Annotated in this window: 22 protein-coding genes; 7 read left to right on the top strand and 15 right to left on the bottom strand. The window is 70.1% G+C overall.

Going from position 1 to position 25,259, the window contains the following annotated elements:
- Window positions 1-105: 105 nt before the first annotated feature.
- The 5 genes from HNQ58_RS13625 to HNQ58_RS09525 all read right to left on the bottom strand — a co-directional run bounded on the left by HNQ58_RS13625 (window position 106) and on the right by HNQ58_RS09525 (window position 6,008).
- Window positions 106-1,926 carry an FAD-dependent oxidoreductase gene (locus HNQ58_RS13625; RefSeq protein ID WP_183948691.1) on the bottom strand — a complete coding sequence of 607 codons (1,821 nt, stop codon included), beginning with the start codon at window positions 1,924-1,926 and terminating at the stop codon, window positions 106-108.
- 79 nt (window positions 1,927-2,005) lie between these two features.
- Window positions 2,006-3,718: a sensor domain-containing diguanylate cyclase gene (locus HNQ58_RS09540; protein WP_183948690.1), complete on the bottom strand. Its 1,713-nt coding sequence runs from the start codon at window positions 3,716-3,718 to the stop codon at window positions 2,006-2,008.
- A gap of 106 nt (window positions 3,719-3,824) precedes the next feature.
- Window positions 3,825-4,457 carry a glutathione S-transferase family protein gene (locus tag HNQ58_RS09535; protein ID WP_183948689.1) on the bottom strand — a complete coding sequence of 211 codons (633 nt, stop codon included), beginning with the start codon at window positions 4,455-4,457 and terminating at the stop codon, window positions 3,825-3,827.
- 146 nt (window positions 4,458-4,603) lie between these two features.
- Complete coding sequence (locus HNQ58_RS09530; RefSeq protein WP_183948688.1) at window positions 4,604-5,065, bottom strand: FKBP-type peptidyl-prolyl cis-trans isomerase; 462 nt, start codon at window positions 5,063-5,065, stop codon at window positions 4,604-4,606.
- Window positions 5,066-5,195: 130 nt separating this feature from the next.
- Entirely contained in the window at window positions 5,196-6,008 is an 813-nt protein-coding gene (locus tag HNQ58_RS09525) for a nuclear transport factor 2 family protein (protein ID WP_183948687.1), read from the bottom strand.
- 139 nt (window positions 6,009-6,147) lie between these two features.
- Here HNQ58_RS09525 and HNQ58_RS09520 point away from each other — a divergent pair, with 139 nt between their 5' ends.
- Together HNQ58_RS09520 and HNQ58_RS09515 are read left to right on the top strand one after the other, a co-directional pair.
- Window positions 6,148-7,029, top strand: a complete 882-nt coding sequence (locus tag HNQ58_RS09520) for a DUF417 family protein (RefSeq protein WP_183948686.1) — start codon at window positions 6,148-6,150, stop codon at window positions 7,027-7,029.
- Window positions 7,030-7,146: 117 nt separating this feature from the next.
- Window positions 7,147-9,204 carry a S8 family serine peptidase gene (locus HNQ58_RS09515; protein ID WP_183948685.1) on the top strand — a complete coding sequence of 686 codons (2,058 nt, stop codon included), beginning with the start codon at window positions 7,147-7,149 and terminating at the stop codon, window positions 9,202-9,204.
- Between the two features lie 114 nt (window positions 9,205-9,318).
- Here HNQ58_RS09515 and HNQ58_RS09510 read toward each other — a convergent pair whose 3' ends face one another.
- Together HNQ58_RS09510 and HNQ58_RS09505 are read right to left on the bottom strand one after the other, a co-directional pair.
- Window positions 9,319-9,801: a glutathione peroxidase gene (locus tag HNQ58_RS09510; protein ID WP_183948684.1), complete on the bottom strand. Its 483-nt coding sequence runs from the start codon at window positions 9,799-9,801 to the stop codon at window positions 9,319-9,321.
- A 278-nt stretch (window positions 9,802-10,079) separates the two neighbouring features.
- Window positions 10,080-10,544 (bottom strand): aminoacyl-tRNA deacylase, encoded by a 465-nt coding sequence (locus HNQ58_RS09505; protein WP_183948683.1) that lies wholly within the window; start codon window positions 10,542-10,544, stop codon window positions 10,080-10,082.
- Window positions 10,545-10,898: 354 nt separating this feature from the next.
- Here HNQ58_RS09505 and HNQ58_RS09500 point away from each other — a divergent pair, with 354 nt between their 5' ends.
- The 4 genes from HNQ58_RS09500 (at window position 10,899) to HNQ58_RS09485 (ending at window position 16,789) form a co-directional block, all read left to right on the top strand.
- Window positions 10,899-13,022, top strand: a complete 2,124-nt coding sequence (locus HNQ58_RS09500; RefSeq protein ID WP_183948682.1) for a S9 family peptidase — start codon at window positions 10,899-10,901, stop codon at window positions 13,020-13,022.
- Window positions 13,023-13,072: 50 nt separating this feature from the next.
- Complete coding sequence (locus tag HNQ58_RS09495; protein ID WP_183948681.1) at window positions 13,073-13,525, top strand: YaiI/YqxD family protein; 453 nt, start codon at window positions 13,073-13,075, stop codon at window positions 13,523-13,525.
- 478 nt (window positions 13,526-14,003) lie between these two features.
- Window positions 14,004-16,172 carry a M3 family metallopeptidase gene (locus HNQ58_RS09490; RefSeq protein ID WP_183948680.1) on the top strand — a complete coding sequence of 723 codons (2,169 nt, stop codon included), beginning with the start codon at window positions 14,004-14,006 and terminating at the stop codon, window positions 16,170-16,172.
- Between the two features lie 167 nt (window positions 16,173-16,339).
- Entirely contained in the window at window positions 16,340-16,789 is a 450-nt protein-coding gene (locus tag HNQ58_RS09485; RefSeq protein ID WP_183948679.1) for a CBS domain-containing protein, read from the top strand.
- Window positions 16,790-17,074: 285 nt separating this feature from the next.
- Here the strand turns inward: HNQ58_RS09485 and HNQ58_RS09480 are convergent, their stop codons facing one another.
- From HNQ58_RS09480 to HNQ58_RS09455, 6 genes are all read right to left on the bottom strand, one after another.
- Window positions 17,075-18,394, bottom strand: a complete 1,320-nt coding sequence (locus tag HNQ58_RS09480) for a phosphoribosyltransferase family protein (RefSeq protein ID WP_183948678.1) — start codon at window positions 18,392-18,394, stop codon at window positions 17,075-17,077.
- Between the two features lie 259 nt (window positions 18,395-18,653).
- Window positions 18,654-19,865: a beta-ketoacyl-ACP synthase I gene (fabB, locus tag HNQ58_RS09475; RefSeq protein ID WP_183948677.1), complete on the bottom strand. Its 1,212-nt coding sequence runs from the start codon at window positions 19,863-19,865 to the stop codon at window positions 18,654-18,656.
- 4 nt (window positions 19,866-19,869) lie between these two features.
- A complete protein-coding gene (gene fabA / locus HNQ58_RS09470) occupies window positions 19,870-20,379 on the bottom strand; it encodes a 3-hydroxyacyl-[acyl-carrier-protein] dehydratase FabA (protein ID WP_183948676.1) in 510 nt (169 codons plus the stop codon).
- A gap of 185 nt (window positions 20,380-20,564) precedes the next feature.
- Complete coding sequence (locus HNQ58_RS09465; protein WP_183948675.1) at window positions 20,565-21,353, bottom strand: DUF2189 domain-containing protein; 789 nt, start codon at window positions 21,351-21,353, stop codon at window positions 20,565-20,567.
- A gap of 115 nt (window positions 21,354-21,468) precedes the next feature.
- The gene (locus HNQ58_RS09460; protein ID WP_183948674.1) at window positions 21,469-21,909 is read right to left on the bottom strand and encodes a DUF2383 domain-containing protein; all 441 of its coding nucleotides are present in this window, start codon (window positions 21,907-21,909) and stop codon (window positions 21,469-21,471) included.
- A gap of 269 nt (window positions 21,910-22,178) precedes the next feature.
- Entirely contained in the window at window positions 22,179-22,892 is a 714-nt protein-coding gene (locus HNQ58_RS09455) for a pseudouridine synthase (protein WP_183948673.1), read from the bottom strand.
- A gap of 128 nt (window positions 22,893-23,020) precedes the next feature.
- Between HNQ58_RS09455 and HNQ58_RS09450 the strand changes: the two genes are divergently transcribed.
- Window positions 23,021-23,269, top strand: coding sequence for a hypothetical protein (locus HNQ58_RS09450; RefSeq protein WP_183948672.1), 249 nt, complete (start codon window positions 23,021-23,023; stop codon window positions 23,267-23,269).
- A gap of 29 nt (window positions 23,270-23,298) precedes the next feature.
- On the opposite strand, the gene HNQ58_RS09445 is transcribed toward HNQ58_RS09450, so the two are convergent.
- Window positions 23,299-23,508, bottom strand: coding sequence for a hypothetical protein (locus HNQ58_RS09445; RefSeq protein ID WP_183948671.1), 210 nt, complete (start codon window positions 23,506-23,508; stop codon window positions 23,299-23,301).
- A 66-nt stretch (window positions 23,509-23,574) separates the two neighbouring features.
- A complete protein-coding gene (locus HNQ58_RS09440) occupies window positions 23,575-25,209 on the bottom strand; it encodes a sensor domain-containing diguanylate cyclase (RefSeq protein WP_183948670.1) in 1,635 nt (544 codons plus the stop codon).
- Between the last annotated feature and the right edge of the window lie 50 nt (window positions 25,210-25,259).

Genomic DNA, 25,259 nt, shown 5'->3' with positions numbered 1-25,259 from the left:
CACCCCCGCGAAAGCGGGGATCCAGAGACGTCTGACGCGAGAAAAGGCACCGGACTGCCGCTTTCGCGGGAATGACGAACGCTGAATCCGACCGATCGCAGGGCCTCATGCCGCCTCCCGCTTCGCGTCGCGGCAACCGGAACCGGCATGGGTCATCTCGAGCAGGAATTTCTGCATGTCCCAGGCGCCGGTCGGGCAGCGCTCGGCGCACAGGCCGCAGTGCAGGCAAACGTCCTCGTCCTTGACCATCACCCGGCCGGTCCTGAGCTCGCCGGACACGTACAGATCCTGGGCGAGGTTGAGCGCCGGCGCGGTCAGGCGCTGACGCAGTTCATCCTCCTCGCCGTTGGCGGTGAGGGTCAGGCAGTCCATCGGGCAGATGTCGATGCAGGCATCGCACTCGATGCACTTGTCGTGCAGGAACACCGTCTGCACATCGCAGTTCAGGCAGCGCTGCGCCTCCTTCCAGGCGGTCGCCGGGTCGAAGCCCAGCTCGACCTCGACATCGATGCGGCTCAGTGTCTTCTCGGCCGGCGCCCAGGGCACCTTGTGGCGCGCATCGGGCAGGATGTCGTTGTCGTAGCTCCACTCGTGGATGCCCATCTTCTGCGACAGCAGGCGCACCTGCGGCGGCGGCCGCACCGTGATGTCCTCGCCATGGAGCATCCGGTCGATCGACACCGCCGCCTCGTGGCCGTGGGCGACCGCCCAGATGATGTTTTTCGGACCGAAGGCGGCATCGCCGCCGAAGAAGACCTGCGGCAGGCTGGATTGCAACGTGGTCTTGTCCACCACCGGCATGTCCCGTTCGTCGAAGGCGATGCCGATGTCACGCTCGATCCACGGGAAGGCGTTCTCCTGGCCGATCGCCAGCAGCACCTCGTCGCAGGCGTGGAACTCGTCGGGTTCGCCGGTCGGCACCAGCTTGCGATGCCCCTTGGCATCCTGCTCGGCGCGCACCTTCTCGAAGATCATGCCGGTCAGGCGGCCGTTGTCGTGCACGAAGGCCTTGGGCACCCGGCAGTCGAGGATCGGGATGCCCTCGTGCATCGCGTCCTCCTTCTCCCACGGGCTGGCCTTCATCTCGTCGAAGCCGGAGCGGACGATCACCTTCACCTCCTCGCCGCCGAGCCGGCGCGCCGTGCGGCAGCAGTCCATCGCGGTGTTGCCGCCGCCGAGCACGATGACGCGCTCGCCGACGCGCTGGACATGCCCGAAGTAGACCGAGGCCAGCCAGTCGATGCCGATGTGGATCTGCGCGGCGGCCTCCTGCCGGCCGGGGATGTCGAGATCGCGCCCGCGCGGGGCGCCGCAGCCGACGAAGACCGCATCGAAACCCTCGGAGAGCAGCGCCTTCATCGAGTCGATGCGGCGGCCGCCGACGAACTCGACGCCGAGGTCGAGGATGTAGCCGACCTCCTCGTCGATCACTGCCTCGGGCAGGCGGAAACGCGGCACCTGGGTGCGCATGAAGCCGCCGGCTCTGGGGTCCTGGTCGAACACCGTGACGGCGTAGCCGAGCGGGGCGAGGTCGCGGGCGACGGTGAGCGAGGCCGGGCCGGCGCCGACGCAGGCGATGCGGCGTCCGTTCTTCTTCGCCGCCGGTTTCGGCAGCCGGGCACGGATGTCGCCCTTGTAGTCGGCGGCGACGCGCTTGAGCCGGCAGATCGCCACCGGCTCGGGCTTCTCGCCGTTGTTCTGCTCGACGCGGCCGCGCCGGCAGGCCGGCTCGCAGGGGCGGTCGCAGGTGCGGCCGAGGATGCCGGGGAAGACATTGCTGTGCCAGTTGACCAGGTAGGCGTCGGCGTAGCGCCCGGCCGCGATCAGCCGGATGTATTCGGGCACCGGAGTGTGCGCCGGACACGCCCATTGGCAGTCGACCACCTTGTGGTAGTAGTCGGGCTTGCGGACATCGGTGGGTTTCACCGCAGACCTCCGCCGGCAGCGACGCGTGGCCCGCGTCGGTATCGACTATAGCCCGGCCCGGGCGGCGATGCGACGGCGCTCAGCCTGGCTGGCTGGAAGCCAGCGCGACCCAGTTCCGGCCGCTGTTCTTGGCCTCGTACATGGCCTGGTCGGCGCGCTCGATCAGCGCGGTGACGCCCTCCCCCCGATGGCGCACCGCCAGCCCCACGCTGACCGTCAACGGCGTACCCGCGGGATCGACCGGGATGCCGCGTCGCTCCAGCCGCTGCCTGATCCGCTCGGCGACCTGCAGGCCGAGGTCGACGTCGCACTCCGGCAGGACGACCAGAAACTCCTCGCCGCCGTAGCGGCCGATCACGTCGCGGCTGCGCGTTTCGGCGCGCAGGCAGTCGGCCAGCACGGTCAGCGCACGGTCGCCCTCGACGTGCCCGAAGTTGTCGTTGAGCGACTTGAAACGGTCCAGATCCAGGAACAGCAGGGTGAGCGGCTCGCCAGTGCGCTCGGCGGCGGCAATCAGCGCGTCGAGCCTGCGTTCGAGACCGCGCCGGTTGAGCAGCGAGGTGAGCGGGTCGATGTCGGCCAGCCGATGCGCCTGTTCGCGGTCGCGGCGCACGCCCAGGGTGCGCTCGGCCAGGCCGAGCGAGAGCACCAGCGCCTCGAAACTGCCGGCCGCCAGTGCCGCGCCGCTCACCCACGACCACCCGGGCAGGGCGCCAAAGAGCTGCGCGCTGTCGAGCACGGTCAGCGCGAGCAACGGCGTCCAGCCGAGCAGGAAGAAGCCCGCGTAGCGCGATCCGTGATACCAAGCCACGAGGGCACTGGCGAGAACGGCCGGGCCGGCCAGCATCAGCAGCGGATTGATCAGCGCGCGCGCCAGCGCCTGCGCCGGCTGCAGCGGCAGGAAGCCAAGCAGCACGTTCGCACCCACCGCCGCGCCGAGCAGGAGAACAAGCCGGCGCATGCGCGGGGCATGGCGATCCAGCGCGACGAAACGGTCGAGAAAGAGGATCGCGAGGATCACCGACACCGCCGTGGCCGTGCGCCCCCAGGCGCGGGGCGCCTCCGCGATCAGCGTCCACTCGAGCACGCTGAAGGCATAGCCGGTCTGGATGGCCTGGATCAACGCGTAACTGAGCACGTAGCCGGTGTGCAACAGGAAGGTGATGTCGCGCAGCCAGAACGAGAAGAACAGCGTGACCACCGCCATCGCCAGCATGACCCCGAAGCAGGCGCTGGCGAACGCCACCCAGCGGGCATCCTCACGCAGATAGGTCGCCTGATCCTGCACGGCAAAGCCGACCGCCGAGGCGATGCCGTCCAGCGGCTCCAGGCGCAGCAACAGCGCCTCCCCGGCATCCGGCGGCGCACGCACCTGAAAGGCCAGCCGGCCGTGGCCGGCCAAGGCATCGCCTTCCAGCCGCAGACTGCTCGCGCGCGCCACGCCGCCGTCGGGCGAATGGAAGACGACGCTCTCCAGACCCGGCTGGCGGACCACCACGATCAGTGTCGCCGCGGGCCATTCGCCCGCCCGCGGATACAAGGCCACCCAGGCGCCGGCCGGCCCGCGCGGAAATACCTTCAGTGCCGTCGGATCGAAGGGCTCGCCCTGGCCGCGCCAATCGCCCGGGTCGGCGGATTCGGCCGGCGCCCACAAACCGTGCAGCGGAATGTCGTGCCCGGCATGCGCGGACGCAGCGACCGACAGCCACGCCAGCAGCAGGACGACGACGCCGGCCCAAGCGCTTCCCGCTCCCCGCGACCGCCGCTGTCCCGCCACTGCCGTCGAACGCAATGCCCGCTCCCATGCGACGACCGCCACCCGGTGCCGGGCGGCGGTCCATGGGGCGAGTATGCCAGTCCCGGCCAGCCGTGCCGTGAAACGCAGGTGACGGCGGCGCTCAGCGCCACTCGGTCAGGCCTTCGCGCTCGTACAGGGTGCGGAACGAGGGGCGCGCCTTCATGCGCTCGGCCAGCGCGCGCAGATGCGGCCAGTCGGTGGCCGGCCGCGGCATGTTGCGCGACCAGCGCATCAGCATGGTGAGCAGGAAGTCGGCCGCCGAGAGGGTGTCGCCGAGCAGATACGGCCCCTGCCCGGCGAGATGGTGGTCGATGCGCGCGAAGGCCGCCTCGATGCGGCTGCGGGCGTGCTCCCTGCTCGCCTCGGCGCAGGACTCCCCGGCGACTTCGTTCGGGTGGAACCAAGCACGGAATGCCGGCAACAACCCGTTCGCGCACAGCACGATCCACTGGTAGTAGGCCGCGCGGGCCAGGCTTCCGGGCGGCGGAGCCAAGCCGGCCTCGGGATGGGCATCGGCCAGGTGCAGCACCAACGCCGCCGACTCGTACACCGGCTGGCCGTCGATCAGCAGGGTCGGCACCACGCCGTTGGGGTTGAGGGCGAGATAGTCGGGCTTGCGCTGGTCGCCGGCCTCGAGATCGAGCAGATGCAGCTCGTGCGGCTGGCCGAGTTCGATCAGCAACCAGTGGACGGCGAGGCCGGCGGTGCCGGGAGCGGTATAGAGGCTGTACATGCAGGCGCGCGATGGCCGGAGGGAGCAGCACTGTAGCGCGCGGCCGTGCCATCCGCGAAGCGATGGAGGTGAAGGCCGCCGGGACAGTCCGTTTCTGCGGACAGCCGCGGCGGCCGTCGTGCCGGCCACGCGGGGTGGTGGCGACCTCAGTGGGCGTGGCCGTGCTGCAGTTCGTCGTCGCTGGCCTCGCGCACGTCAGTGACCTCGATGGCGAAATGCAGGGTCTGACCGGCCAGCGGGTGGTTACCGTCGACCGTGACCAGGTCGCCGTCGATGGCGGCGATCACCACGCTCAACGCGCCCTGCGGCCCCTGCGCCTGGAACTGCATGCCGACCTGCAACTCATCGACGCCACGGAAGGCGGCGCGCGGCACCTGCTGGATCAGCCCCTCGTGGCGCGGGCCGTAACCCGCCTCCGGCGGCACGTCGACATTGAACTTGTCGCCAGCCTGCCTGCCTTCGAGCGCGCTCTCCAGGCCCGGCACGATCTGGCCGGCGCCGTGCAGGTAGGCCAGCGGCTCGCGGCCGCTGGAACTGTCGAGCACCTCGCCGGCGTCGTTGGTCAGGGTGTAGTGGAAGGAAGCGACACGGCGCTCGGCAATCTGCATGTGAAACCTCTGGATCCTGGGAAAAGAAAACGGCCCGGGTAGCATCCGGGCCGCTCGGGACTGCAAGCCTAGGCCACCCGGGCCGGGTGTGCAAATCGGGCCGGGCGGCCCGGGGCCGCGCCCGACCGCCTCAATCGGCCAATGCCGTGCCCTGCGAGGTCCAGATCTGCCAGCGCCCGTCGCGCTTCACGAAGGTGTCGATATAGCGAACGCGGCGATCGAACGGCCGGCCCGCCTCGTCGGTGCCCTTGACGTGGTAGACGCCGCTGGCGCGCGCGGTGTCGCCGAACACGGCCACTTCCAGCTCGCTGGTGTCGGCCTGGGTGATGCGCACCCTGCCGATTTCCGCCAGCATCTGGCGCTTGTCCTCGATCGCCCCGGTGCGGCTGCTGACACCGATGTAGTCGTCGGCGAGATTGCGCTCGAACCAGCCGCGATCGTCGGCCACGTCGGCGATGTTCCATTCCAGGTCGAGATAGCGCACCACCCCGGCGTCGTCGAGCGGCTGGCCGGCGTTGCTCACCACCTGCCAGCGTCCGCCGCGCTTCTCCAGGAAATGCACGCTGCGGAAATAGTCGTGGCGGGCGCTCGCCCCCTCGCCGTGCGTGGTGGTGACCCGGTGGGTGATGGTCGCGCTGGTCGGGGTGCAGTGGATCAGATAGAAGTCGTACTGCGGCAGCGGGCCGGGATTGCCGCGGTTGCGCTCGGCCTCGGCCAATGTCTCGGCGATCGCGGCCTGCTTGTCCTGCGCCCGCCCCGGCGTCAGGTCGCGATAGTCGTCGGCGTAGAGGCTCTGCAGGAAGGCCCGGTCGCCCCGGTGACCGGCCTCGCCCCAGTCGCGATCGAGCTTCTCCAGCTGGGCGCGGTCGGCAGGGCTGCATTCCGCGAAGGCGGCGACGGGAGCCAGCAGCCCGCACAGGGCCGCGAGAACAAGGCGTTGCATGACGAACCTCCTCCCTTCCGGGTCGGGAAATTCCCCCTGCCATCGCGCCAACGCGTCGGGCCGGGCCGATCGGCCAGACGCGCACCGTTTCGCCCGCTGGACGCCTCTGGGGGGCAGGACCGCCACGGGAACCGCCCGCATGAACGCCCGCCCCGCCTCCGTCCGCTTCCTCGACGCCGTCGCCACCGCCTTCGGGCTGGTGCTGATCTGGTTCGGGGCCATGAAATTCCTGCCCTTCGAGGCCACCGCCGTCGGGCGCTGGTTGAGCGAGCACCTGCTGTTCGGCGGCCTGCCCGCGAGCACCTTCCCGGCCCTGACCGGCGCCATCGGCGTGGTCGAGATCGCCCTGGGTCTGGGCATCCTGCCCGGTGTGGCGATCCGCCTGCGCCGTTACGCGGCCGCCGGCATCGCCGCCTTTTTCGCCGCCAGCCTGACGCTGCTGCTCACCAATCCGGTGTGGATCGACAGCATGGGCGGCTTCCCCGCCATCGGCGCCGGCCAGGGCGTGATCAAGAACCTCGCCATCGCCGCGCTGGCGCTGTGGCTGTGGGCGCGGCTGTCGATGCGCGAGTTCGAGGCGCGCCGCGCCCGCGACCTGATGCGCTGGGGCGTGGCGCTGGTGCTGCTGTGGATCGGCGGCATGAAGTTCACCCCCGTCGAAGCCGAAGCCATCCGCCCGCTGATCGAGACCAGCCCGTTCATGGCCTGGTTGTACGGCGTGTTCGACGTGCAGGGCGCCTCCAACCTGATCGGCGTGGTCGAGATCCTCACCGCGCTGTGCCTGCTCACGCTGCCGCGCGCGCCGCGGCTGGGCGCGATCGGCCTGGCGGCGAGCGCACTCACCTTCGTCGCCACGCTGAGCTTCCTGTTCACCCTGCCCGGCTGGCAGCCCGGCCATCCGCCGCCGGTCATCGGCAACACCGGCCAGTTCCTGGCCAAGGACCTGCCCCTGCTGCTGGCCTGCCTGGTGCTCTTCGTCGAGGAAGTCCGTCCCCGTCTGACGCGGAGCCGCCGCCGCTGAGGCCGCCGCTGGGCGTTCGCGCCCGCATCCGGCGGGGGTTTTCCCCCATGGCCGCCGTTACCGCTCCCGGCTCACAGTGCTGTGCATACTCCACCACGCACCCCCGGGAGGGGAGCCATGAAGAAGCCGCTGTGTCTTGCCATTTCCCTCGCCGTGCTCGCCCTCGCGGCGGACGTGCGGGCCGAAGCCATCCTCGACCCGGAGTTGCAGACCCGGCTGGGCCAGGCCGGTCCGCACCGGGTCGTCGTCACTTTCAGCGATCGCGACCAGGTCGCCCGCATCGCCGGCATCACCGACCAGTACCTGCTGCTGAGCGAGCTGCCGATGGCCGGCGCGCTGCTGACCACCGCGCAGATCCGCGAGGTCGCGCAATGGGAGGGCGTGGAGAGCATCTACCTCGACGCGCCGCTGCGCTACTTCAACCACGAAGCCGGCGAAATCACCGGCGGCCACCTCGTGCACGACACGCTCGGCCTCAAGGGCCGCGGGGTCACCGTGGCCGTGCTCGACTCGGGCATCGACGCCAATCATCCGGACCTGAGCTTCGGCAGCAAGACGATCCAGAACGTCAAGCTGATCGGCGACCTCGGCCTGGCCGGCGTCGCCGCGGCGCTGGAGAACCAGCCCAACACCGACACCTCCAGCGGCCACGGCACCCACGTGGCCGGCACCGTCGCCGGCACCGGCGCCGCCTCTGCCACCGACCACCGTCGCCCATACTACTACGACGGCATCGCTCCGGAAGCCGATCTGATCGGCCTGGGCGCCGGCGAGGCGATCAGCATCCTGTTCGCGCTGCAGGGCTTCGACTGGGTGCTGGCCAACCAGCAGCGCTACGGCATCGACATCGTCACCAACTCCTGGGGCAGCTCGAACTCGGTCTACGACCCCAACAATCCGATCAACAAGGCCAGCTACGAGGCCTACCGGCGCGGCATGGTGGTGAGCTTCGCCGCCGGCAACGACGGCCCGGCCGAGAACACGCTCAACCCGTACGCGATCGTGCCGTGGGTGATCAACGTCGGCTCCGGCACCAAGGCGCGCGACCTGTCCAGCTTCTCCAGCCGCGGCATCGCGGACGATCCCTACAAGCGCATCGACGTGATCGCGCCGGGCTCGAACATCTGCTCGACCCGCGCGGTCGGCACGCCGATCGGCGCACTCGGCCCGGTGGTCAACCTCACCTACCCGAGCTACACCCTGCATTACCACTGCATCAGCGGCACATCGATGGCGACGCCGTTCGTCGCCGGCACCGCCGCGCTGCTGCTCGAGGCCAACCCCGGGCTGTCGCCGGACCAGATCGAGCAAATCCTGGTGCAGACCGCCGACCCGATGCCCTACCCGACCCACTGGGTCGGCGGTGGGTACATCAACGTCGCCCGGGCGGTGGAAGTCGCCAGGCGCACCGTGGGCGAACGCCAGCGCTTCCTGTCCGGCGTCACCGCCTGGTCGAGCCAGGGCATCTGGAACGCGGTCGCCGACCGCGCCGCGCTGGTCGACCTGGACGGGCGCTGGAAGACCGTTGCCCACGCCGAAGCCAGCGACGGCAGCTACCAGGCCGCCGCGGTGACGAAGAAGGACACCCCCCGCGCGCGCCTGGCCTTCTCGGGCACTGCCTTCCAGCTGCTGTATCCGCGCAACAGCAAGGGCGGCGTGGCCGATGTCTACGTCGATGGCAGCCATCGCGGCCGGATCAGCTTCTACAACCCGACGCCCGATTTCGAGCGCTTCGCCATCAACGGCATGAACAAGGGCCTGCACCGCATCGAGCTGCGCGGCATCCAGGGCCAGGTGTACTTCGACGGCGTGCTCACCGATGGGCCGCTGTTCCCGAGCGACACCGTGCTCGTCGAGGAGACCCAGACCTTCGCCGGGACGATGGGCCCGTCGGTCGAGAACCTGCAGATCGACGAGTACACGATCGAAGTCGGCAGCGACACGACGACGATCCGCGCCGAGCTGCGCTGGGGCGGCGGCATCGATCTCGACCTGTACCTGCTCGACCCGGAGGGCAACCAGGTCGCCTCGGCGGCGACCCTGGCCAACCCCGAGGTGCTGGAGTTCGCGGTCAAGGTGCCGGGCACCTACACCTACCAGGTCACCGGCTACGCCACCGTGGTGGCCGACTACACGCTGACCAGCACCCAGGTCCGGGCCGTCAGCGGGCAATGAACCGGGCGGCGGCAACCGCATGGCGCGCCGCCCGCGAGCCCCCGGCAGGACGCCGGGGGCTCGTCCGTTGCGGGGGGGGCCATGGCCGTTCCCTCGCCCGGGCGATGCACACCGTCAGCGCAGTACCGCCGGCAGATCCTTCTCGATCTTCTCGGGCGTGTCGGTCGGCGCGTAGCGCTTGACCACGCGGCCGTCGCGGCCGATCAGGAACTTGGTGAAGTTCCACTTGATCGCCTCGCTGCCCAGCAGGCCGGGCTGTTCCCGCTTCAACCAGCGCCAGAGCGGGTGTGCGCCGTCGCCATTGACCTCGATCTTGGCGAACAGCGGAAAGCTCACGTCGTAGTTGAGCTGACAGAAGTTGCGAATCTCCTCCTCATCGCCCGGCTCCTGATGGCCGAACTGGTCGCAGGGAAATCCGAGCACCACCAGTCCCTGCTCGCGGTACTTGCGCCACAGCGATTCCAGCCCGGCGTACTGCGGGGTGAAGCCGCACTTGGAGGCCACATTGACGATGAGCAGGACCTTGCCCTCGAACTCCTTCAGCGAACGCTCCCGGCCGTCGATGTCGATGGCACTGAAGTCGTAGACGGTGTTCATGGCGCGCCCTCCGGATGGATGCCTGCAGCTTACCAGTCCGCCGGGCGGGTCGATGTCCTGCCTCCGCCATCCCCTGCGTTGCCCCCCATGCGGATGCCCGATGCACGGGGGGACGGATGGGCAGTTCATCAGCGCGATGGAGCGGATCGATTACACCGTGTACGTGCACCGTCCCGACCTGTCGACGCCGCGCTGAGCGCGATCCGCACCATCGCCGCGACGGGCGGCGGCACGCCTGCCGGCGGCGGCAAGACCGGCCGCCGCCGGCACGGCACGGCTCAATGCCGCGCCAGGTGCACGATGCGCGGATCGACCAGGCGCTCGAAATCGCGGTAACGCATCCGGACCAGTTCGCTGTGGGTGCCGGCGTTGAAGGCGATCTCCTCGTCCTCGGCCAGCGTGTCGGACACGAACACGTCCAGCCCGTAGAGATTGCCGAACGGCGGCATCGCGCCGAGCTCGCACTCCGGGAAGCGGTCCTTGAACTCCCATTCGCTGGCCAGCGCCACCTCCCCGGCACCGGTCGCCTCGCGCAGGCGTCCCAGATGCACGCGCTCGGAAGCGGGCACCACGACCATCGCCAGGCGGCCGTCGAGCTTGACCATCACGGTCTTGGCCATTTCCTTCCCCGGGATGTGCGCGCTGGCCGCGACCTCCTGCGCGGTGTAGGCGAGCGGATGCGCAATGGTCTGGTACTCGACCTGATTCGCGCGTAGGTACTCTTCGAGTCTCTGCAGCCACATGGCCGTAGCCTCCGGTAGGGGGAGCCGTACGCGCCGTGCGGTGGCGGTGGTGGGGCCGGGCACTCGCTGCGCGCCGGCATCCGTGTCGATGGGATATCCCGCCGCGGGCATTGCGCCCCGGCATACGGAAGTCTACTCCCGCCCCGCCGCATTGGCACCTGCCGGCGGGAACCGGATGTGAACGGGACGACGGTTCGCGCACGGCGATCCGGCGGCGCGGAACGGGCGCGGTATCATCGATCGACGCCACGGCCCACCGCGTCCGTTCAGGATCCCCAGGGCCTTTCGGCACGGGCCCGGCTTCGCCCTGTGCCCGCATCCTTCGCGATTTCCCCAGCCACCGGGAGCCCACCGATGACCAGATTGCTGTTCGCCTGTCTGTTGCTGCTTTCCAGCGCCCTCGCCACGGCGCAGGACCGGCGGCCGATCAGCCACGAAGACCTGTGGCTGATGCCGCGTGTGGCCGCCCCGGTGGTCAGTCCGGACGGCAAATGGGTCGTGTTCACCGTCACCGAGCCGGCCTACGACCCTGCCGAGCAGGTGGTCGACCTGTGGCTGGCGCCGACCGACGGCAGCACGCCGCCGCGCCGCATCACCGCCAGCAAGGCGCCCGAATCCGGCCCGGCCTGGAGTCCGGACGGCCAGCGCCTGGCCTTCTCCGCCCAGCGTGACGGCGACAGCGCGCCGCAGATCTACATCCTCGATCTCGCCCGCGGCGGCGAGGCGCTGCGCGCCACCTCGATCAGCACCGGTGCGCGCCTGCCGCAGTTCTCCCCGGACGGCCGGCGCATCCTGTTCACCAGCAACCTCTATCCGGAGGCGGCCAGCGACGCCGACAGCAAGCGCGTCGCCGAGGAGCGCAAGGCGCGCAAACACAGCGCGCGCACCTACACCGGCTTCCCCATCCGCAACTGGGACCGCTGGCTGGACGAGCGCCAGCCACGCCTGTTCGTGCAGACCATCGGCCGCGACGACGCCCGCGACCTGCTCGGCGGCACCACGCTGATCCGCTCGCCCGGCTACGCCGGCCGCATGACCAACAGCGGCGAGGAGCTCGATGCAGTGTGGGCGCCGGATGGCCGCTCGATCGTCTTCGTCGCCAGCACCAACCGCCACAACGCCGCCTTCGCCTTCACCCACACCGACCTGTGGCAGGTGCCGGTCGATGGCGGCGAGCCGCGCCGCCTGACCGGCGCAGCCGACGCCCCCGAGGCCGAAGGCCCCGGCTACACCCAGCCGCGCTTCAGTCCTGACGGCCGCACCCTGTACGCACTGCTGTCGCCGCACACCGGCAAGGTCTACAACGCCACCCGCCTGGCCGTCTTCGCCTGGCCGAGCCTGCGCGCGCAGCCGGCCATCGAGCTGCCGGAAGGCCGCTCGGTCAGCACCTACGCGATCTCGGCAGACAGCCGCAGCGTCTACATCACCGCCGAGGACGCCGGTCACGAGAAGCTCTACCGCGCGACCGCCGGTCGCGCCGGCGCCGAGCTGGCCTTCGACATGGCGCGCGGCCTGTACACCGGCATCAGCAGCTCGCAGCGCGGCGCGACCGTGCTGGTCGGCCTGTACGAGAGCGCGACCGAGCCGCCGGAAGTGGTGCGCATCGACCCCGCCCGCCGGACCCACCACCGCCTGAGCAGCTTCGGCGTCGAGCGCGCCGCCGCGCTGGACATGGCGCCGGTCGAGCACTTCTGGTTCACCGGCGAGCGCGGCGCACGCATCCACAACATGCTGGTGCGGCCGGCCGGCTTCGACCCGAACAGGCGCTACCCGCTGTTCGTGGTGATGCACGGCGGCCCGCACACCATGTGGCGCGACCAGTTCGTGCTGCGCTGGAACTACCACCTGCTGGCCGGCAGCGACTACGTGGTGCTGCTGACCAACTACACCGGCTCCACCGGCTTCGGCGAGGCTTTCGCCCAGGGTATCCAGGGCGACCCGCTCAAGGGGCCGGCCGAGGAGATCAACCAGGCCGCCGACGTCGCCATCGCGCGCTACGCCTTCATCGACGGCGACCGCCAGTGCGCCGGCGGCGCCAGCTACGGCGGCCATCTGGCCAACTGGCTGCAGGCCACCACCGACCGCTACCGCTGCCTGGTCAGCCATGCCGGCCTGGTCAACCTCAAGTCGCAATGGGGCACCAGCGACATCGCCTATTCGCGCGAAGTCGGCCAGGGCGGCCCGCACTGGGAGGACATTCCACTGTGGCAGGAGCAGAACCCGATCCGCTACGCGGCCAACTTCAGGACGCCGGTGCTGGTGACCTTCGGCGAGAACGACTTCCGCGTGCCGATCAACAACGGCCTGGAGTACTGGGTGGCGCTGCAGCGGCAACGCGTCGAGAGCCGCCTGGTGGTTTACCCGGACGAGAACCACTGGATCCTGAAGGGCGAGAACAGCCGCCACTTCTACCGCGAAGTGAGCGACTGGCTGGGCCGCTGGCTGGGCACGGCGGACGCGCCCCCCGCTTCACCGTGAAGTGCTCACGGCGAGGGCGCGCCGGCGCCCCTCGCCGCCTCTCCGCATCCATGCAGATCTGGGTCGACGCCGACGCCTGCCCGAACGCGATCAAGGACATCCTGTTCCGCGCCGCCGAGCGCGCGCGGATTCCGGTGACCCTGGTCGCCAACCGGTGGCTGCGCACCCCGCCCTCGCGCCACATCCGCGCCGTACAGGTGCCGGCCGGGCTGGACGTGGCCGACAACGAGATCGTCAAGTGCGCCGCGCCCGGCGACCTGGTGGTGACCGCCGACATCCCGTTGGCGGCTGCCGTGATCGACAAGGGCGCGCTGGCACTGAACCCGCGCGGCGAGCTCTACACCCGCGATTCGATCGCCCAACGCCTGTCGATGCGCAACTTCATGGACGAACTGCGTGGCGCCGGCATCGACACCGGCGGCCCGGCCGCCCTGCACCCGCGCGACCGGCAGGCCTTCGCCAACGCCCTCGACCGCTGGCTGGCGCAGCGCCCGCGCGGATGAGCACCATTGCGGTGCTACCCGTCCGCGCGCATCGCCGACGTGCCGTCCGGCGCCGGCAGCCGCCGCCCGACCTGCCAACAGGCCAGCCAGGCCAGGGCGACCGTCGCCACCACCACGAGTGGACCCGTCGCACTAAACAGCCGCAGCGGCCAGGCCATCGCCCACGCATGTTGAAGAAAGACTCGATACCGAACCCGGGCGGCCAACGCGGCAAGGCCTGCAACACCGGGCCGCTGCCCAGCTCGGACTCGCTCACCCCACGCAGGAACATCCGCTCTTCTGAGAGCCGGGAACCGGGCAAGCGGTTCAAGGCCGTCATTTCCAGGCAACAGCAGCAAGCGGGGATGGCAGCGCCGCGCTTTTTCCCGGCCCCGGATCTCCGGTCCCGTCCCTTCACCCCTGCCGAACGTCATGGGTGCCCCGCCGCACGGGTTCCGGTAGGCTCATGGGTTTGTTCCACAGCCCGAAGGACAGCCCCATGAAATCCCGCCTCGCCCTCGCCCTGACGACGGCGCTCGCGCTGCCACTGGCCGGCTGCGGTCCGTCCGAGCCGCCCGCCGGCGCCGACACCGCCGCCACCGCGCCGACCGAAGCCAACCCCTTCTTCGCCGCCAGCACACTGCCGCTGCAGTACCCGCCGTTCGACCGGATCCGCGACGAGCACTACGCGCCGGCCTTCGAGCGCGGCATGAGCGAGCACCGCGCCGAGATCGAGGCCATCGCCGGCAACACCGAAGCGCCGACCTTCGAGAACACCATCGTCGCGATGGAGCGCGCCGGCCAGACCCTGCGCCGTGTCTCGGCGGTGTTCTTCAACCTCGCCGGCGCGCACACCAACGAGGCCATCCAGAAGGTACAGGCCGAAATGGCGCCCAGGCTGTCCGCCCACAACGACGCCATCCTGCTCAACGGCGCACTGTACGAGCGCGTCAAGGCGCTGTACGAGCAGCGCGACCAGCTCGGCCTGGACGCCGAATCCAGACGCCTGCTGGAGCGCTACCACACCGACTTCGTCCGCGCCGGCGCCCAACTGTCCGAGGCCGACAAGGAGCAGCTCAAGGCCATCAACAGCGAGCTGGCCTCGTTGCAGACCCGCTTCGGCCAGAACGTGCTGCGCGAAGTGAACGCCTCGGCGGTGCTGTTCGACAGCCGCGAGGAGCTGGCCGGCCTCTCCGAGGCCGAGATCGCCGCCGCTTCCAAGGCCGCCGAGGAGGCCGGCCACGAGGGCAAGTTCCTGATCGCCCTGCAGAACACCACCGGCCAGCCGCCGCTGACCGACATGACCAACCGCGACGCGCGGCGGAAACTTTTCACCGCTTCGATCATGCGCGGCAGCCGCGGCGGCGAGTACGACAACCGCGAGGTCGTCGCCCGCATCGTCAAGCTGCGCGCCGAGCGCGCGCGACTGCTGGGCTACCCCAACCACGCCGCCTACGTGCTGGAAGACGCCACCGCCCAGACCACCACGGCCGTCAACGACCTGCTCGCCAAGCTGGCGCCGGCCGCGGTCGCCAACGCCCGCCGCGAGGCTGCCGACATGCAGAAGATCATCGACGCCGAGGGCGGCGGCTTCGAGCTGGCTGCCTGGGACTGGCAGCACTACGCCGAAAAGGTCCGCCAGGCCAGGTACGATTTCGACGCCAGCGCGCTGCGCCCGTACTTCGAGCTGAACAACGTGCTGGTCAACGGCGTGTTCTACGCGGCCAACCGGCTCTACGGCCTCAACTTCACCGAGCGCACCGACCTGCCGACCTACCATCCCGACGTGCGCGTATGGGAAGTCACCGATGCCGACGGCAGCCAGCTCGCCTTCTTCCTCGGCGACTTCTACGCCCGCCCGTCCAAGCGCGGCGGCGCCTGGATGAACTCCTACGTGCAGCAGAACAAGCTGTTCGGCACCAAGCCGGTGGTTGCCAACCACCAGAACATCCCCAAGCCGCCCGAGGGCGAGCCCACCCTGATGACCTTCGACGAGGTCACCACGATGTTCCACGAGTTCGGCCATGCGCTGCACGGCATGTTCTCGGACGTCACCTACCCGCGCTTCGCCGGCACCTCGGTGCCGCGCGACTTCGTCGAGTACCCCTCGCAGGTCAACGAGATGTGGGCGACCTGGCCGGAGGTCCTCGCCAACTACGCCAGGCACTACCAGACCGGCGAACCCATCCCGCAGGCCCTGGTCGACAAGGTGCTGGCGACCGAAACCTTCAACCAGGGCCACGCGACGACCGAATACCTCGCCGCCTCGCTGATCGACCAGGCCTTCCACCAGCTCGGCCCCGACCAGGTGCCCGACGACGTGATCGCCTTCGAGGCCGAGGCGCTGAAGCAGGCCGGCGTCGATTTCGCGCCGGTGCCGCCGCGCTACCGCACCACCTACTTCTCGCACGTGTTCTCCGGCGGTTACTCGGCCGGCTACTACAGCTACATCTGGAGCGAGGTGCTGGACGCCGACAGCGTCGAGTGGTTCAAGGAGAACGGCGGCCTCAAGCGCGAGAACGGCGACCACTTCCGCCGCACCCTGCTCTCGCGCGGTGGCAGTGTCGACGCCATGCAGCTGTTCCGCGACTTCCGCGGCCGCGACCCGCAGATCCGGCCGCTGCTGGTCCGCCGCGGCCTGGTCGACGATACCGCCCAGCAGCGCTAGGCCATCCCTCACTGCGAGACCCGCCGCCGCCCGGAGCGATCCGGGCGGCGGTTTCGTCTGCGGCGCCGGGCGCGGCCGGGATTTGACCGGCATCAAGGCGCGGCGGCGGCGGGCGCGCGAGAGTGGTGCGGCCGGAAACCGTCCGGACAGACCTGCGAGGCTGCACCATGCGCATCTCCGACATCTGCATCCGCGGCGTGGTCTGCATCGCGCCCGACGCCTCGATCCTGGACGCCGCCCGGGCGATGCGCGAGCACCATGTCGGCTGTCTGGTGGTGGCCGAGCGCCGCGATGGCGACGCCCGCCCGCTGGGCGTCCTGACCGACCGCGACATCGTGCTGGCCGTGGTTGCGCCGGACATCGACGTCGACGTGCTCACGGTCGGCGACGTGATGTCGCCCCAGCCGCACACCTGCCGCGAGGACGACGACCTGTTCGGCGCACTGCAGACCATGCGCCGCCACGGCGTACGCCGGCTGCCTGTCGTCGATGACGAAGGGCGGCTCGCCGGCATCGTCAGCGCCGACGACGTGATCGCCGCCTTCGGCATGGAGGTCACCGAACTGGCGCGCGCCTTCAAGTACCAGCAGGCGCGCGAGGCCGAGCAGCGGGTCTGACGGCGCCCTCGCCGCCCCTCAGCGACCGGTGCCGCCGCGCGGCGCATCCGCCCCCTCGCTCCGCCCGGGCGCGGTATCCGGGATCCTGCGGCGCCGGCTGCCGTACTCGACGCTGCGCGATTGCCGCACCGGCTGCGGATACAGCCGCATCACCCCGACCACTGGGCAGACTCGGCCTCGCCCACGGCGAGAAGTCCCTGAAGAACGTCAAGGACGCCTGGATCGCAGAGCAGAAGGTCGTGATCGACCAGGGGCGGGGCGCCAGCCATGGCATCGTGATGCGGGTCAGCTCCGTGCCGGCATGGGCACCGCCGGTGCCGGGCCGGTCAGCCAGCGCGCGAACCAGTCGACGGCCAGGCGGGCGACCTGTTCGAGCGCGCCCGGCTCCTCGAACAGATGGGTCGCTCCGGGCACGACCACCAGTTCGGCGCTGGCGGTCATCGCCGCCAGCGCCTGCCGGTTGAGCGCCAGCACCTCGCGATCGGCGCCGCCGACGATCAACAGGGTCGGGGCCTGCACGCGCGCCAGCGCGACGTCGCCGGCCAGATCCGGACGTCCACCACGCGACACTACCGCCCTGACCGCATCGCCCCGTGCCGCCGCCACCCGCAGCGCCGCGGCCGCGCCGGTGCTGCTGCCGAACAGCCCGACCGGCAATGCGGCCACGCGCGCGTCGTGCCGCGCCCAGCGCAGCGCAGCGTCGAGCCTGTGCGCGAGCAGGTCGATGTCGAAGCGCGCCGCCGGGTCGGCATCCTCGTCCGGCGTGAGCAGGTCCATCAGCAGCGTGGCGAAGCCGGCGCCCTCGAGCGTCGCCGCCACCTGCCGGTTGCGTGGGCTGTGCCGGCTGCTGCCGCTGCCGTGGGCGAACAGGATCAGGCCCCGCGCGGTATCCGGCACGACCAGGTCGCCGGTCGTCGCGACGTCCTCGCAGAGGATCGTCACCGTCTGCCTGCCCTCGCCTGCACCGGGACGACTGGCGGCCAGCAAGGCGACCACCTGCTCGTCGCTCACCTGGTCGAAGCGGTCGTAGTACTGGCCGACCGCATGGAAGTTCAACGGCGCGGCCAGACAGACCACCTCGTCGGCCAGCGGCCGGACCCGCTCCAGGCTGTCGCGCGCCGCCACCGGCACCGCGCAGACCAGGTGCGCGGCGCCGGCCGCGCGTGCCGCGCCCAGCGCGGCGATCATGGTGCTGCCGGTGGCAAGACCGTCATCGACCACGATCACGGTGCGACCGGCGGCGTCCAGCGGTGGCCGGTCGGGCGTGTAGCGGCGGCGGCGGTCGCGGATCAGCGCCAGCTGGCGCTCGGTCTCGCGGCGGATGTAGGCCGCATCGGCCCCGGTCAGCGCGGCATGGCTGGCCAGGTGCACGCGGCCATGCTCGTCGACCGCGCCGATCGCCAGCTCGGGATTGCCCGGCGCGCCGAGCTTGCGCACCAGCACCACGTCGAGATCGCCGCCGAGCGCGGTGGCCAGAACCCGCCCCATCGGCACCGCGCCGCGCGGAATCGCCAGCACCAGCGGTCGGCTTCCGTGCAGATGCGCCAAGGCCACGGCCAGCCGTCGGGCGGCATCGTCGCGGTCGGCGAAGGGCAATGCGGTCATGGCCGGACTCCCCCTGTCCACTCCGGGGCGGAGCGGTGTTCGAGCCGACCAGCCTACGCCGAATGGATGGCGCCGGCTTGACGGTCGTCAAGTCCGCCGCGAGCGCTCAGAGCCTGTGAAGAAATGCACGTCCTGTGCATTTTTTCAGTCGTGAGTCCGGTACATGCCCGGACTCACTCCCGCGGATCAAGCACTCACGTGCTCGATCCGCGACCGGCCATCCATGGCCGGGCTGAGAGCTTGAAAAATTCACAAGCGCTCACTCCCAGCGGCGCAGTACCAGCGTGGCGTTGGTGCCGCCGAAGCCGAAGCTGTTCGACAGCACGGTGCGCAGGGGCGCCGCGCGCGATTGGCGCACCAGCGGCAGCCCTTCCACCTGCGGATCGGGCGTGTCGACGTTGACCGAGCCGGCGATGAAACCGTCGCGCAACATCAGCAGGCAGTAGATCGCCTCGTGCACGCCGGCCGCACCCAAGGAGTGGCCGGACAGGGACTTGGTCGAGGAAAACGGCGGCATGTCCTCGCCGAACACCTCGCGCAGCGCACGCAGCTCGGCCACGTCGCCGACCGGCGTGGAGGTGCCGTGGGTGTTGATGTAGTCGATCGGGCCCTCGACACCCTGCAGCGCCATGCGCATGCAGGCCGCCGCGCCGTCGCCGGAGGGGGCCACCATGTCGACACCGTCGGACGTGGCACCGAAACCGACGATCTCGGCGAGGATCCTCGCGCCACGCGCCTGCGCGTGCTCCAGGCTCTCCAGCACCAGCGCGCCGCCGCCACCGGCGATGACGAAGCCGTCGCGGTCGGCGTCATAGGCGCGCGATGCGCGTTCGGGCGTATCGTTGTAGCGGGTCGAGAGCGCGCCCATGCCGTCGAACAGCATGGTCATGCCCCAGTGCAGCTCCTCGCCGCCGCCGGCGAACATCACGTCCTGCAGGCCGAAGGCGATCTGCTGCGCGGCCACGCCGATGCAGTGTGCCGAGGTCGAGCAGGCCGAGGAGATGGTGTAGTTGAGCCCGCGCACGCCGAAGGCGGTGGCCAGGCAGGCCGACACCGTCGAACTCATGCAGCGGGTCACCATGTACGGACCGACGCGGCGGATGCCGCGCTCGCGCAGCGTGTCGGCGGCTTCGATCTGGTTGGCCGGCGAACCGCCGCCCGAGCCCATGATCAGGCCGGTACGCGGATGCGACACCTGCTCCGGCGCCAGACCCGACTGGGCAATGGCGTCGGCCAGCGACACGTAGGCATAGGCCGCCGCGTCGCCCATGAAACGGCGCTGCTTGCGGTCGATGCGGGCGTCGAGATCGATGTCCACCGCGCCGCCGACATGGCTGCGCAAGCCGCGTTCGGCGAATTCCGGGATGGCGCGGATGCCGGAGCGGCCCTCGCGCAGCGAGGCGGCGACGGTATCGGCATCGTTGCCGAGGCACGAGGCGATGCCCATGCCGGTAATGACGACGCGACGCATGCGATCAGAAACCTTCGGTGGAGGTGAACAGGCCGACGCGCAGGTCCCTGGCCGTGTAGATCTCGCGGCCGTCCACGCGCATCGATGCATCGGCGATCGCCATCACCAGCGTGCGGTTGACCACGCGCTTGAGGTCGATGACGTACTCGACCTTCTTCGCGGTCGGCAACACCTGCCCGGTGAACTTCACCTCGCCCACGCCGAGCGCGCGGCCACGGCCCTTGAAGCCCTTCCAGGTCAGGAAGAAACCCACCAGCTGCCACATCGCATCCAGCCCCAGGCAGCCCGGCATCACCGGATCGCCGCGAAAGTGGCAGTCGAAGAACCACAGGTCCGGGGAGATGTCGAGTTCGGCCAGCACCTGGCCCTTGCCGTGGGCGCCGCCCTCGTCGTCGATGCGGGTGATGCGGTCGAACATCAGCATCGGCGGCAGCGGCAGGCGGCCGCTGTCCGGGCCGAACAGCGTGCCTTCGCCGCTGGCGAGCAGCTGCTCGCGCGAGAACGAATCGAACATGGAAACTCTCTCTTGAACTGACAGGCGTGGCTGCCCGGGGAAGCGGCCGATTATCGCGGGCGGTACACGGCCGCGCCACTGCAATAGGCTGATATTGAGTGCAATTGATGACCTGCGTCAGATGTCGCGATGGATACGCCTGCGCACGGTCGCGATGCCATACGCAGGCGCATCCATGCGGTCTTTCAGTCGAGCGCGGGCCAGCCGGAGGCGTCGAGCGTTTCCCGACACGCATGCCAAGCCGCGTAGGCCAGCCACGGCATCGTCAGCGCCAGGCCGAGGAAAGCGGTCGCGAAGCCAAGCGCGGTGAGCAGGACGATCCACGCCGCCCACTGGATCATCACGCCCTTGTTGCGCATCACCGCGTTCACGCTGGACAGGCAGGCGGTGACCATGTCGACGTCGCGCGCCGCGATCAGCGGCAGCGAGAACGCCGCGCTGGCGAACACCAGCGCGGCGAACAGCGAGCCCACCGCCGAACCGATGGCCAGGAATTCCAGCAGCGAGCGCAGGTCACCCTCGCCGGCCGGAAAGAACACGTGGATCATCAATCCAGCGCGCGACCAGACCAGCAACACCACCAGCAGGATCAGCGCATACACCAGCGCCTGTCCGATCACCCGCCGCATCAGTCGCAGCGAGCGCGCCAGCGTCGGGCGCACGCCGTCGGCGAGGTCGCGGCTGACCGAGTACAGGCCCACCGCGAGCAGGGGCGCGATGAAGACGAAGCCGGACAGCAGCGCGGCCAGCAGCGCGAACCGCCCCAGCCACCACGCCAGCGCCGACACGGCAAGACTGACCAGCACGATGGCGGCGCCGTACAGCAACGAGATTCCCGGTGCGCGCCGCAGGTCGCGCCAGCCCAGGCGCAGCCAGCGCAGCGGCGCCGAAGCGGCCAGTATGCGGCACGGCACGACCAGGTCGCGGCCGGCGTCGTCGGGCGGTGGCGCAGACGGGTGCGGGATCTGGTTCACGGCAACGGCTCCGGCGGAGGCTGCCGTCGAGCATAGCCGGGAACGACAAAAGGGGCGCAGCGCGCCCCTTCCGTCATGGGTGGCCGATTGCCGGCCTTGCAGTATCAGGGCAGTATCAGGCCGTCATCAGCCGCTTCTTGCGGCTCTTCAGTTGGCCGTGCAGGTCGCCGGCCTTGCCTTCGTACTGCATCGCCAGCACCCGGATCAGGAAGCTGTTGCCGCGGTCGAACCGCACCGCATGCACCTGCTCCAGCAGGCAGCTTTCGGCCTGCTCGAGCTGCGAGACGAACTCCAGATCGACCTTGCCCAGCTCCTTGCCGGCGGCGCGATAGCTGTTGCGGATCTCGTCCAGCCACTCCATCGTGCTGCGCCTGCCGGCGCGCCTGGGCACCTCGCTCTCCAGTTCGTGGACCAGCACCGCTTTCGCCTGCGCCATCTGCCGGAACAGTTTCACCAGCTCCTTGTCCTGCACCTTCTGCGCGGCGGCCTCGTAGAAGCCCACGCCTTCACGGGTGGCCTCGATCAGGTCGGGGAGGATCTTCGTCGTTTCGCTCATGGGCGCTCCTGTGCGGTGCGCGACGACCGCCCGGGGACCGGGCGGCAGCGATACCTGCCTGATCGGCGAGCGGATCGTCGCTGGGGAACCTGACGGCGTTGGCCGGCGCACGGGCGCGGGACTGGATTGTCAGGACTTGCGTGAGCTTAACGAACAGCGCATCAAGAAAACGTTATCCGGCCGGAAAGCCCTGTCATGCAAGGCGCTCCAGCGGACCGGGACATGCGCAGGCGCGCGGAGCGGCCCTGCCGCGGACCGCCCGGGGCCGTTCAGAAATCGCTGCGATGGGGCAGCAGGCCGCGCAACTCGGCGTCGGTGAGGTTGCGCCACTGCCCGGGCTTGAGATGACCGAGCATGATATTGACGATGCGCACGCGCACCAGCCGCTTTACCCGGTAGCCGAAGTGCGCCGCCATCAGGCGGATCTGCCGGTTCAGTCCCTGGGTGAGCACGATGCGGAAGCCGAACTTGCCCAGCCTGGACGTGCGGCACGGCAGGGTGAGCTGGCCGTGCATCGGGATGCCGCCGCGCGCCATGCCACGCAGGAACGCATCGGTGACCGGATGGTTGACCGCCACCAGGTACTCTTTCTCCTTGGCGCTCTCGGCACGCAGGATCTCGTTGACGATATCGCCGTTGCTGGTCAGCAGGATCAGCCCTTCGGAGTCCTTGTCCAGCCGGCCGATCGGGAAGATCCGCCGCTCGTGGCCGACGAAATCGACGATGTTTCCCTTGACGCTGGCTTCTGTGGTGCAGGTGACGCCGACCGGCTTGTTGAGCGCGATGTAGACGTGCCGCCGTGTGCCGCCGGCCGGTCGCCGAACCAGCGGCTGGCCATCGACGCGGACCTGGTCGCCCTCGCCCACCTGCGTGCCGATGCCGGCCGGCTGGCCGTTGACGGTGACCCGGCGCTCGGCGATCAGCCGGTCGGCCTCGCGGCGCGAGCAGAAGCCGGACTCGGCAATGTGCTTGTTCAGTCTCATGGAAAGCGCGGACAGCGGGCGTGGCGGGAGTATGATCGGGGGCGCATGCTGTCACAGCGGCCGCCGCGAAGCCATCGGCTCGCCCGCCGCCGCCGAATCGCCCCGCCCACTGCCGGAGACATCGCGCCATGCTGCAACAGGAACGTCGCAACCCCGACCGCCGGCCGCCGACGCTCGCCCACCCCGCACTCAGCGAAGCGCAGCGGCTCGCCCTGCGCGACCTCCAGGTCGCCGGCTGGGACCTGATGTTCATCCGCAACCAGACGCCGCCTCCGCCGCCGCAGGTGATCGTCTATCACCGGCGCAGCAAGAGCTTCGCCGTGATCGAGCACGACGGCAATCTCCGCGAGCGTCCCGATCTGCGTCTGCGCGCCTGAGCGCCTGAGCGCCCGAACGGACCGGGGCCTCAGGGCTTCGGTCGCTCCCCGAGCAGGCGCGCGGGCAGAAACAGGATCGCCCTGACCAGCGCGATCAGGGCCTCCATCAGCGCGCCGAAGATCCGGAAAGGGATCGAAAGCAGCCACAGCAGCGGCCATAGCACGAGCACCAGCAACGCCAACGGCCACGCCACAACCAGCACCAGCGCCCACAGCAGCAACACCAGCAGTACGTTCATCCGCGGTCTTCCGGACGGGGGCGTCGATCATACGGCGGACGGCGGAACGGCGGGCGAGAGCCGGCATCAGGCTTCGGCGCCGACACGGCCGGCCTCGTCGCTGCGGCGCGCCCGGCGCAGCGCGTACAGCGCCATGTCGGCGCGCCGGACCAGCTCCTGCGGCGTATCGACCTGGTCGTCGAAACTGCTGACGCCGATGCTGGCGCTGATGTAGAGCTCCTCGCCGTCGAAAGGTACCGGCGTGGACTCCAGCGCCTCGCGCATGCGCGCGGCCAGCGCCTCGGCATCGGCGGCGAACAGGCCCGGCAGCAACAGCACGAACTCGTCGCCGCCCCAGCGCACCACCTCGGCGCGCGGCGGCATCAGCGCCTGCACCCGCCCCACCAGCACGCGCAGACACAGGTCCCCGGCGTCGTGGCTGAAGTTGTCGTTGATGCGCTTGAGCCGGTCCATGTCGAGGAACATCAGCGCAAACGGCACGCCGCGTGCCTTCGCGGCTTCGAACATTTCCCGCAGCCGCGCCTCGCCGGCACGGCGATTGAGCGCGCCGGTCAGCGGATCGATCTGCGCCAGCCGCAGCGCGCGGTCGCGCTGCAGGCGCAGCTCGAGCGCATGACCGGCAAGGCCGAGCGCCAGCACCACCGACTCGAATGCCACCGCGCCCAGCGGCCCGAACAGGTTCAATGGCGTCGGCGGCAACACGCCCAGGCCGACCAGCGTGCGCATGCCGCTCAGCACCCCCAGCGGCAGCCAGGCGACCAGGAACAACCAGGCCGCCCGCGAGCCGCGCCAGCCGCTGCGCAGCAGCACGCCCAACAGCAACGGGGGCAGCAGCGCGAACAGCAGGCTGGAGGCGCCGGCCAGCGGCGGCCACTCGCCGGAACCCGGCAGCAGGTAGGCCCCGGCCAGGGCGGCGAACGCCAGCGCCAGAACGCGCAGGACGCGATCGGCCGGCGCATCGATGCGCGCCAGCTCGACGAACTGACGGACGAAATGCAGCATCAGCGTCATCGACAGCGCAACCAGGAAACCTGACGGCGAGCCAGGCACCGGCCAGCGCGCGAGCGCCGGCCACCACTGCTGGGCCAGCCCGGTCGCGAAGACGGTCCAGCCCATCAGACCGGCGATGAAGGCGACGTAGGTCAGGTACATCGACTCCCGCAGCCTGAGCCAGAACATCAGGTTCATCAGCAGCATCACCGCCAGCGCCGTGAATCCGGCGGTGATCGCCACCACGAACTGGCGTTCCGTGCGGCGGAACTCGTCCTCGCTCTGGACCGCCAGGTTCAGGTAGAGACGTCCGCCGTGAACGATGCGGATGTACACCGGCATGTCGGCCGCGGCCGCGTCGAGCGGAAACGCGTAGGCGTGCGGGGCGCAATCCGGCCCGCCAGGACGGAAGAAACTCGCCGTTCGCTCGCGCCAGCCGCCGTTGCCGTCGGGCAGATACACACTGAGCTCGCGCAGCGGCACGCGGATGATCGACAACACCCAGCGCCCCTCGCGCAACGCCTGGTCGGGGTCGAGCCGAAGCCAGCGTGGCTGGGCACTGTGCGGCATCAACATCCGGGGACTCGCGGACGCATGGAAGTGCGCGTCCACCTCGCCCGCGAGCACCTGCTCCACGTCGACATCAGCCAGGGCCGGATCGAGCACGCGCAAGCCGGCCGCGTCGGCCGAAGCCGTCGCAACGGCGACCATGGCGGCAATGGCGACCCAGCAAGCGACAGCCTGCGTCCTGCGCATCGGAC

It is taken from the genome of Rehaibacterium terrae (assembly GCF_014202935.1).
GTDB lineage: Bacteria > Pseudomonadota > Gammaproteobacteria > Xanthomonadales > Xanthomonadaceae > Rehaibacterium > Rehaibacterium terrae.
Note: the sequence above shows the minus strand (reverse complement) of the source record. Positions and strands in the feature narration are given on the sequence as shown.

Bases quoted from the DNA above. Each gene is read 5' to 3' on its own strand.
- HNQ58_RS09480 (WP_183948678.1), bottom strand. From the start codon at position 18,394: ATGACCGCATTGCCCTTCGCCGACCGCGACGATGCCGCCCGACGGCTG.
- HNQ58_RS09455 (WP_183948673.1), bottom strand. From the start codon at position 22,892: ATGAGACTGAACAAGCACATTGCCGAGTCCGGCTTCTGCTCGCGCCGC.
- HNQ58_RS09530 (WP_183948688.1), bottom strand. From the start codon at position 5,065: ATGCAGATTGCCGAGCGCCGTGTCGCTTCCTTCCACTACACCCTGACC.
- fabA (WP_183948676.1), bottom strand. From the start codon at position 20,379: ATGTTCGATTCGTTCTCGCGCGAGCAGCTGCTCGCCAGCGGCGAAGGC.
- HNQ58_RS09485 (WP_183948679.1), top strand. From the start codon at position 16,340: ATGCGCATCTCCGACATCTGCATCCGCGGCGTGGTCTGCATCGCGCCC.
- HNQ58_RS09505 (WP_183948683.1), bottom strand. From the start codon at position 10,544: ATGTGGCTGCAGAGACTCGAAGAGTACCTACGCGCGAATCAGGTCGAG.
- HNQ58_RS09510 (WP_183948684.1), bottom strand. From the start codon at position 9,801: ATGAACACCGTCTACGACTTCAGTGCCATCGACATCGACGGCCGGGAG.
- HNQ58_RS09495 (WP_183948681.1), top strand. From the start codon at position 13,073: ATGCAGATCTGGGTCGACGCCGACGCCTGCCCGAACGCGATCAAGGAC.
- HNQ58_RS09460 (WP_183948674.1), bottom strand. From the start codon at position 21,909: ATGAGCGAAACGACGAAGATCCTCCCCGACCTGATCGAGGCCACCCGT.
- HNQ58_RS09520 (WP_183948686.1), top strand. From the start codon at position 6,148: ATGAACGCCCGCCCCGCCTCCGTCCGCTTCCTCGACGCCGTCGCCACC.
- HNQ58_RS09450 (WP_183948672.1), top strand. From the start codon at position 23,021: ATGCTGCAACAGGAACGTCGCAACCCCGACCGCCGGCCGCCGACGCTC.
- HNQ58_RS09535 (WP_183948689.1), bottom strand. From the start codon at position 4,457: ATGTACAGCCTCTATACCGCTCCCGGCACCGCCGGCCTCGCCGTCCAC.
- HNQ58_RS09500 (WP_183948682.1), top strand. From the start codon at position 10,899: ATGACCAGATTGCTGTTCGCCTGTCTGTTGCTGCTTTCCAGCGCCCTC.
- HNQ58_RS09490 (WP_183948680.1), top strand. From the start codon at position 14,004: ATGAAATCCCGCCTCGCCCTCGCCCTGACGACGGCGCTCGCGCTGCCA.
- HNQ58_RS09515 (WP_183948685.1), top strand. From the start codon at position 7,147: ATGAAGAAGCCGCTGTGTCTTGCCATTTCCCTCGCCGTGCTCGCCCTC.
- HNQ58_RS09440 (WP_183948670.1), bottom strand. From the start codon at position 25,209: ATGGTCGCCGTTGCGACGGCTTCGGCCGACGCGGCCGGCTTGCGCGTG.
- HNQ58_RS09445 (WP_183948671.1), bottom strand. From the start codon at position 23,508: ATGAACGTACTGCTGGTGTTGCTGCTGTGGGCGCTGGTGCTGGTTGTG.
- fabB (WP_183948677.1), bottom strand. From the start codon at position 19,865: ATGCGTCGCGTCGTCATTACCGGCATGGGCATCGCCTCGTGCCTCGGC.
- HNQ58_RS09525 (WP_183948687.1), bottom strand. From the start codon at position 6,008: ATGCAACGCCTTGTTCTCGCGGCCCTGTGCGGGCTGCTGGCTCCCGTC.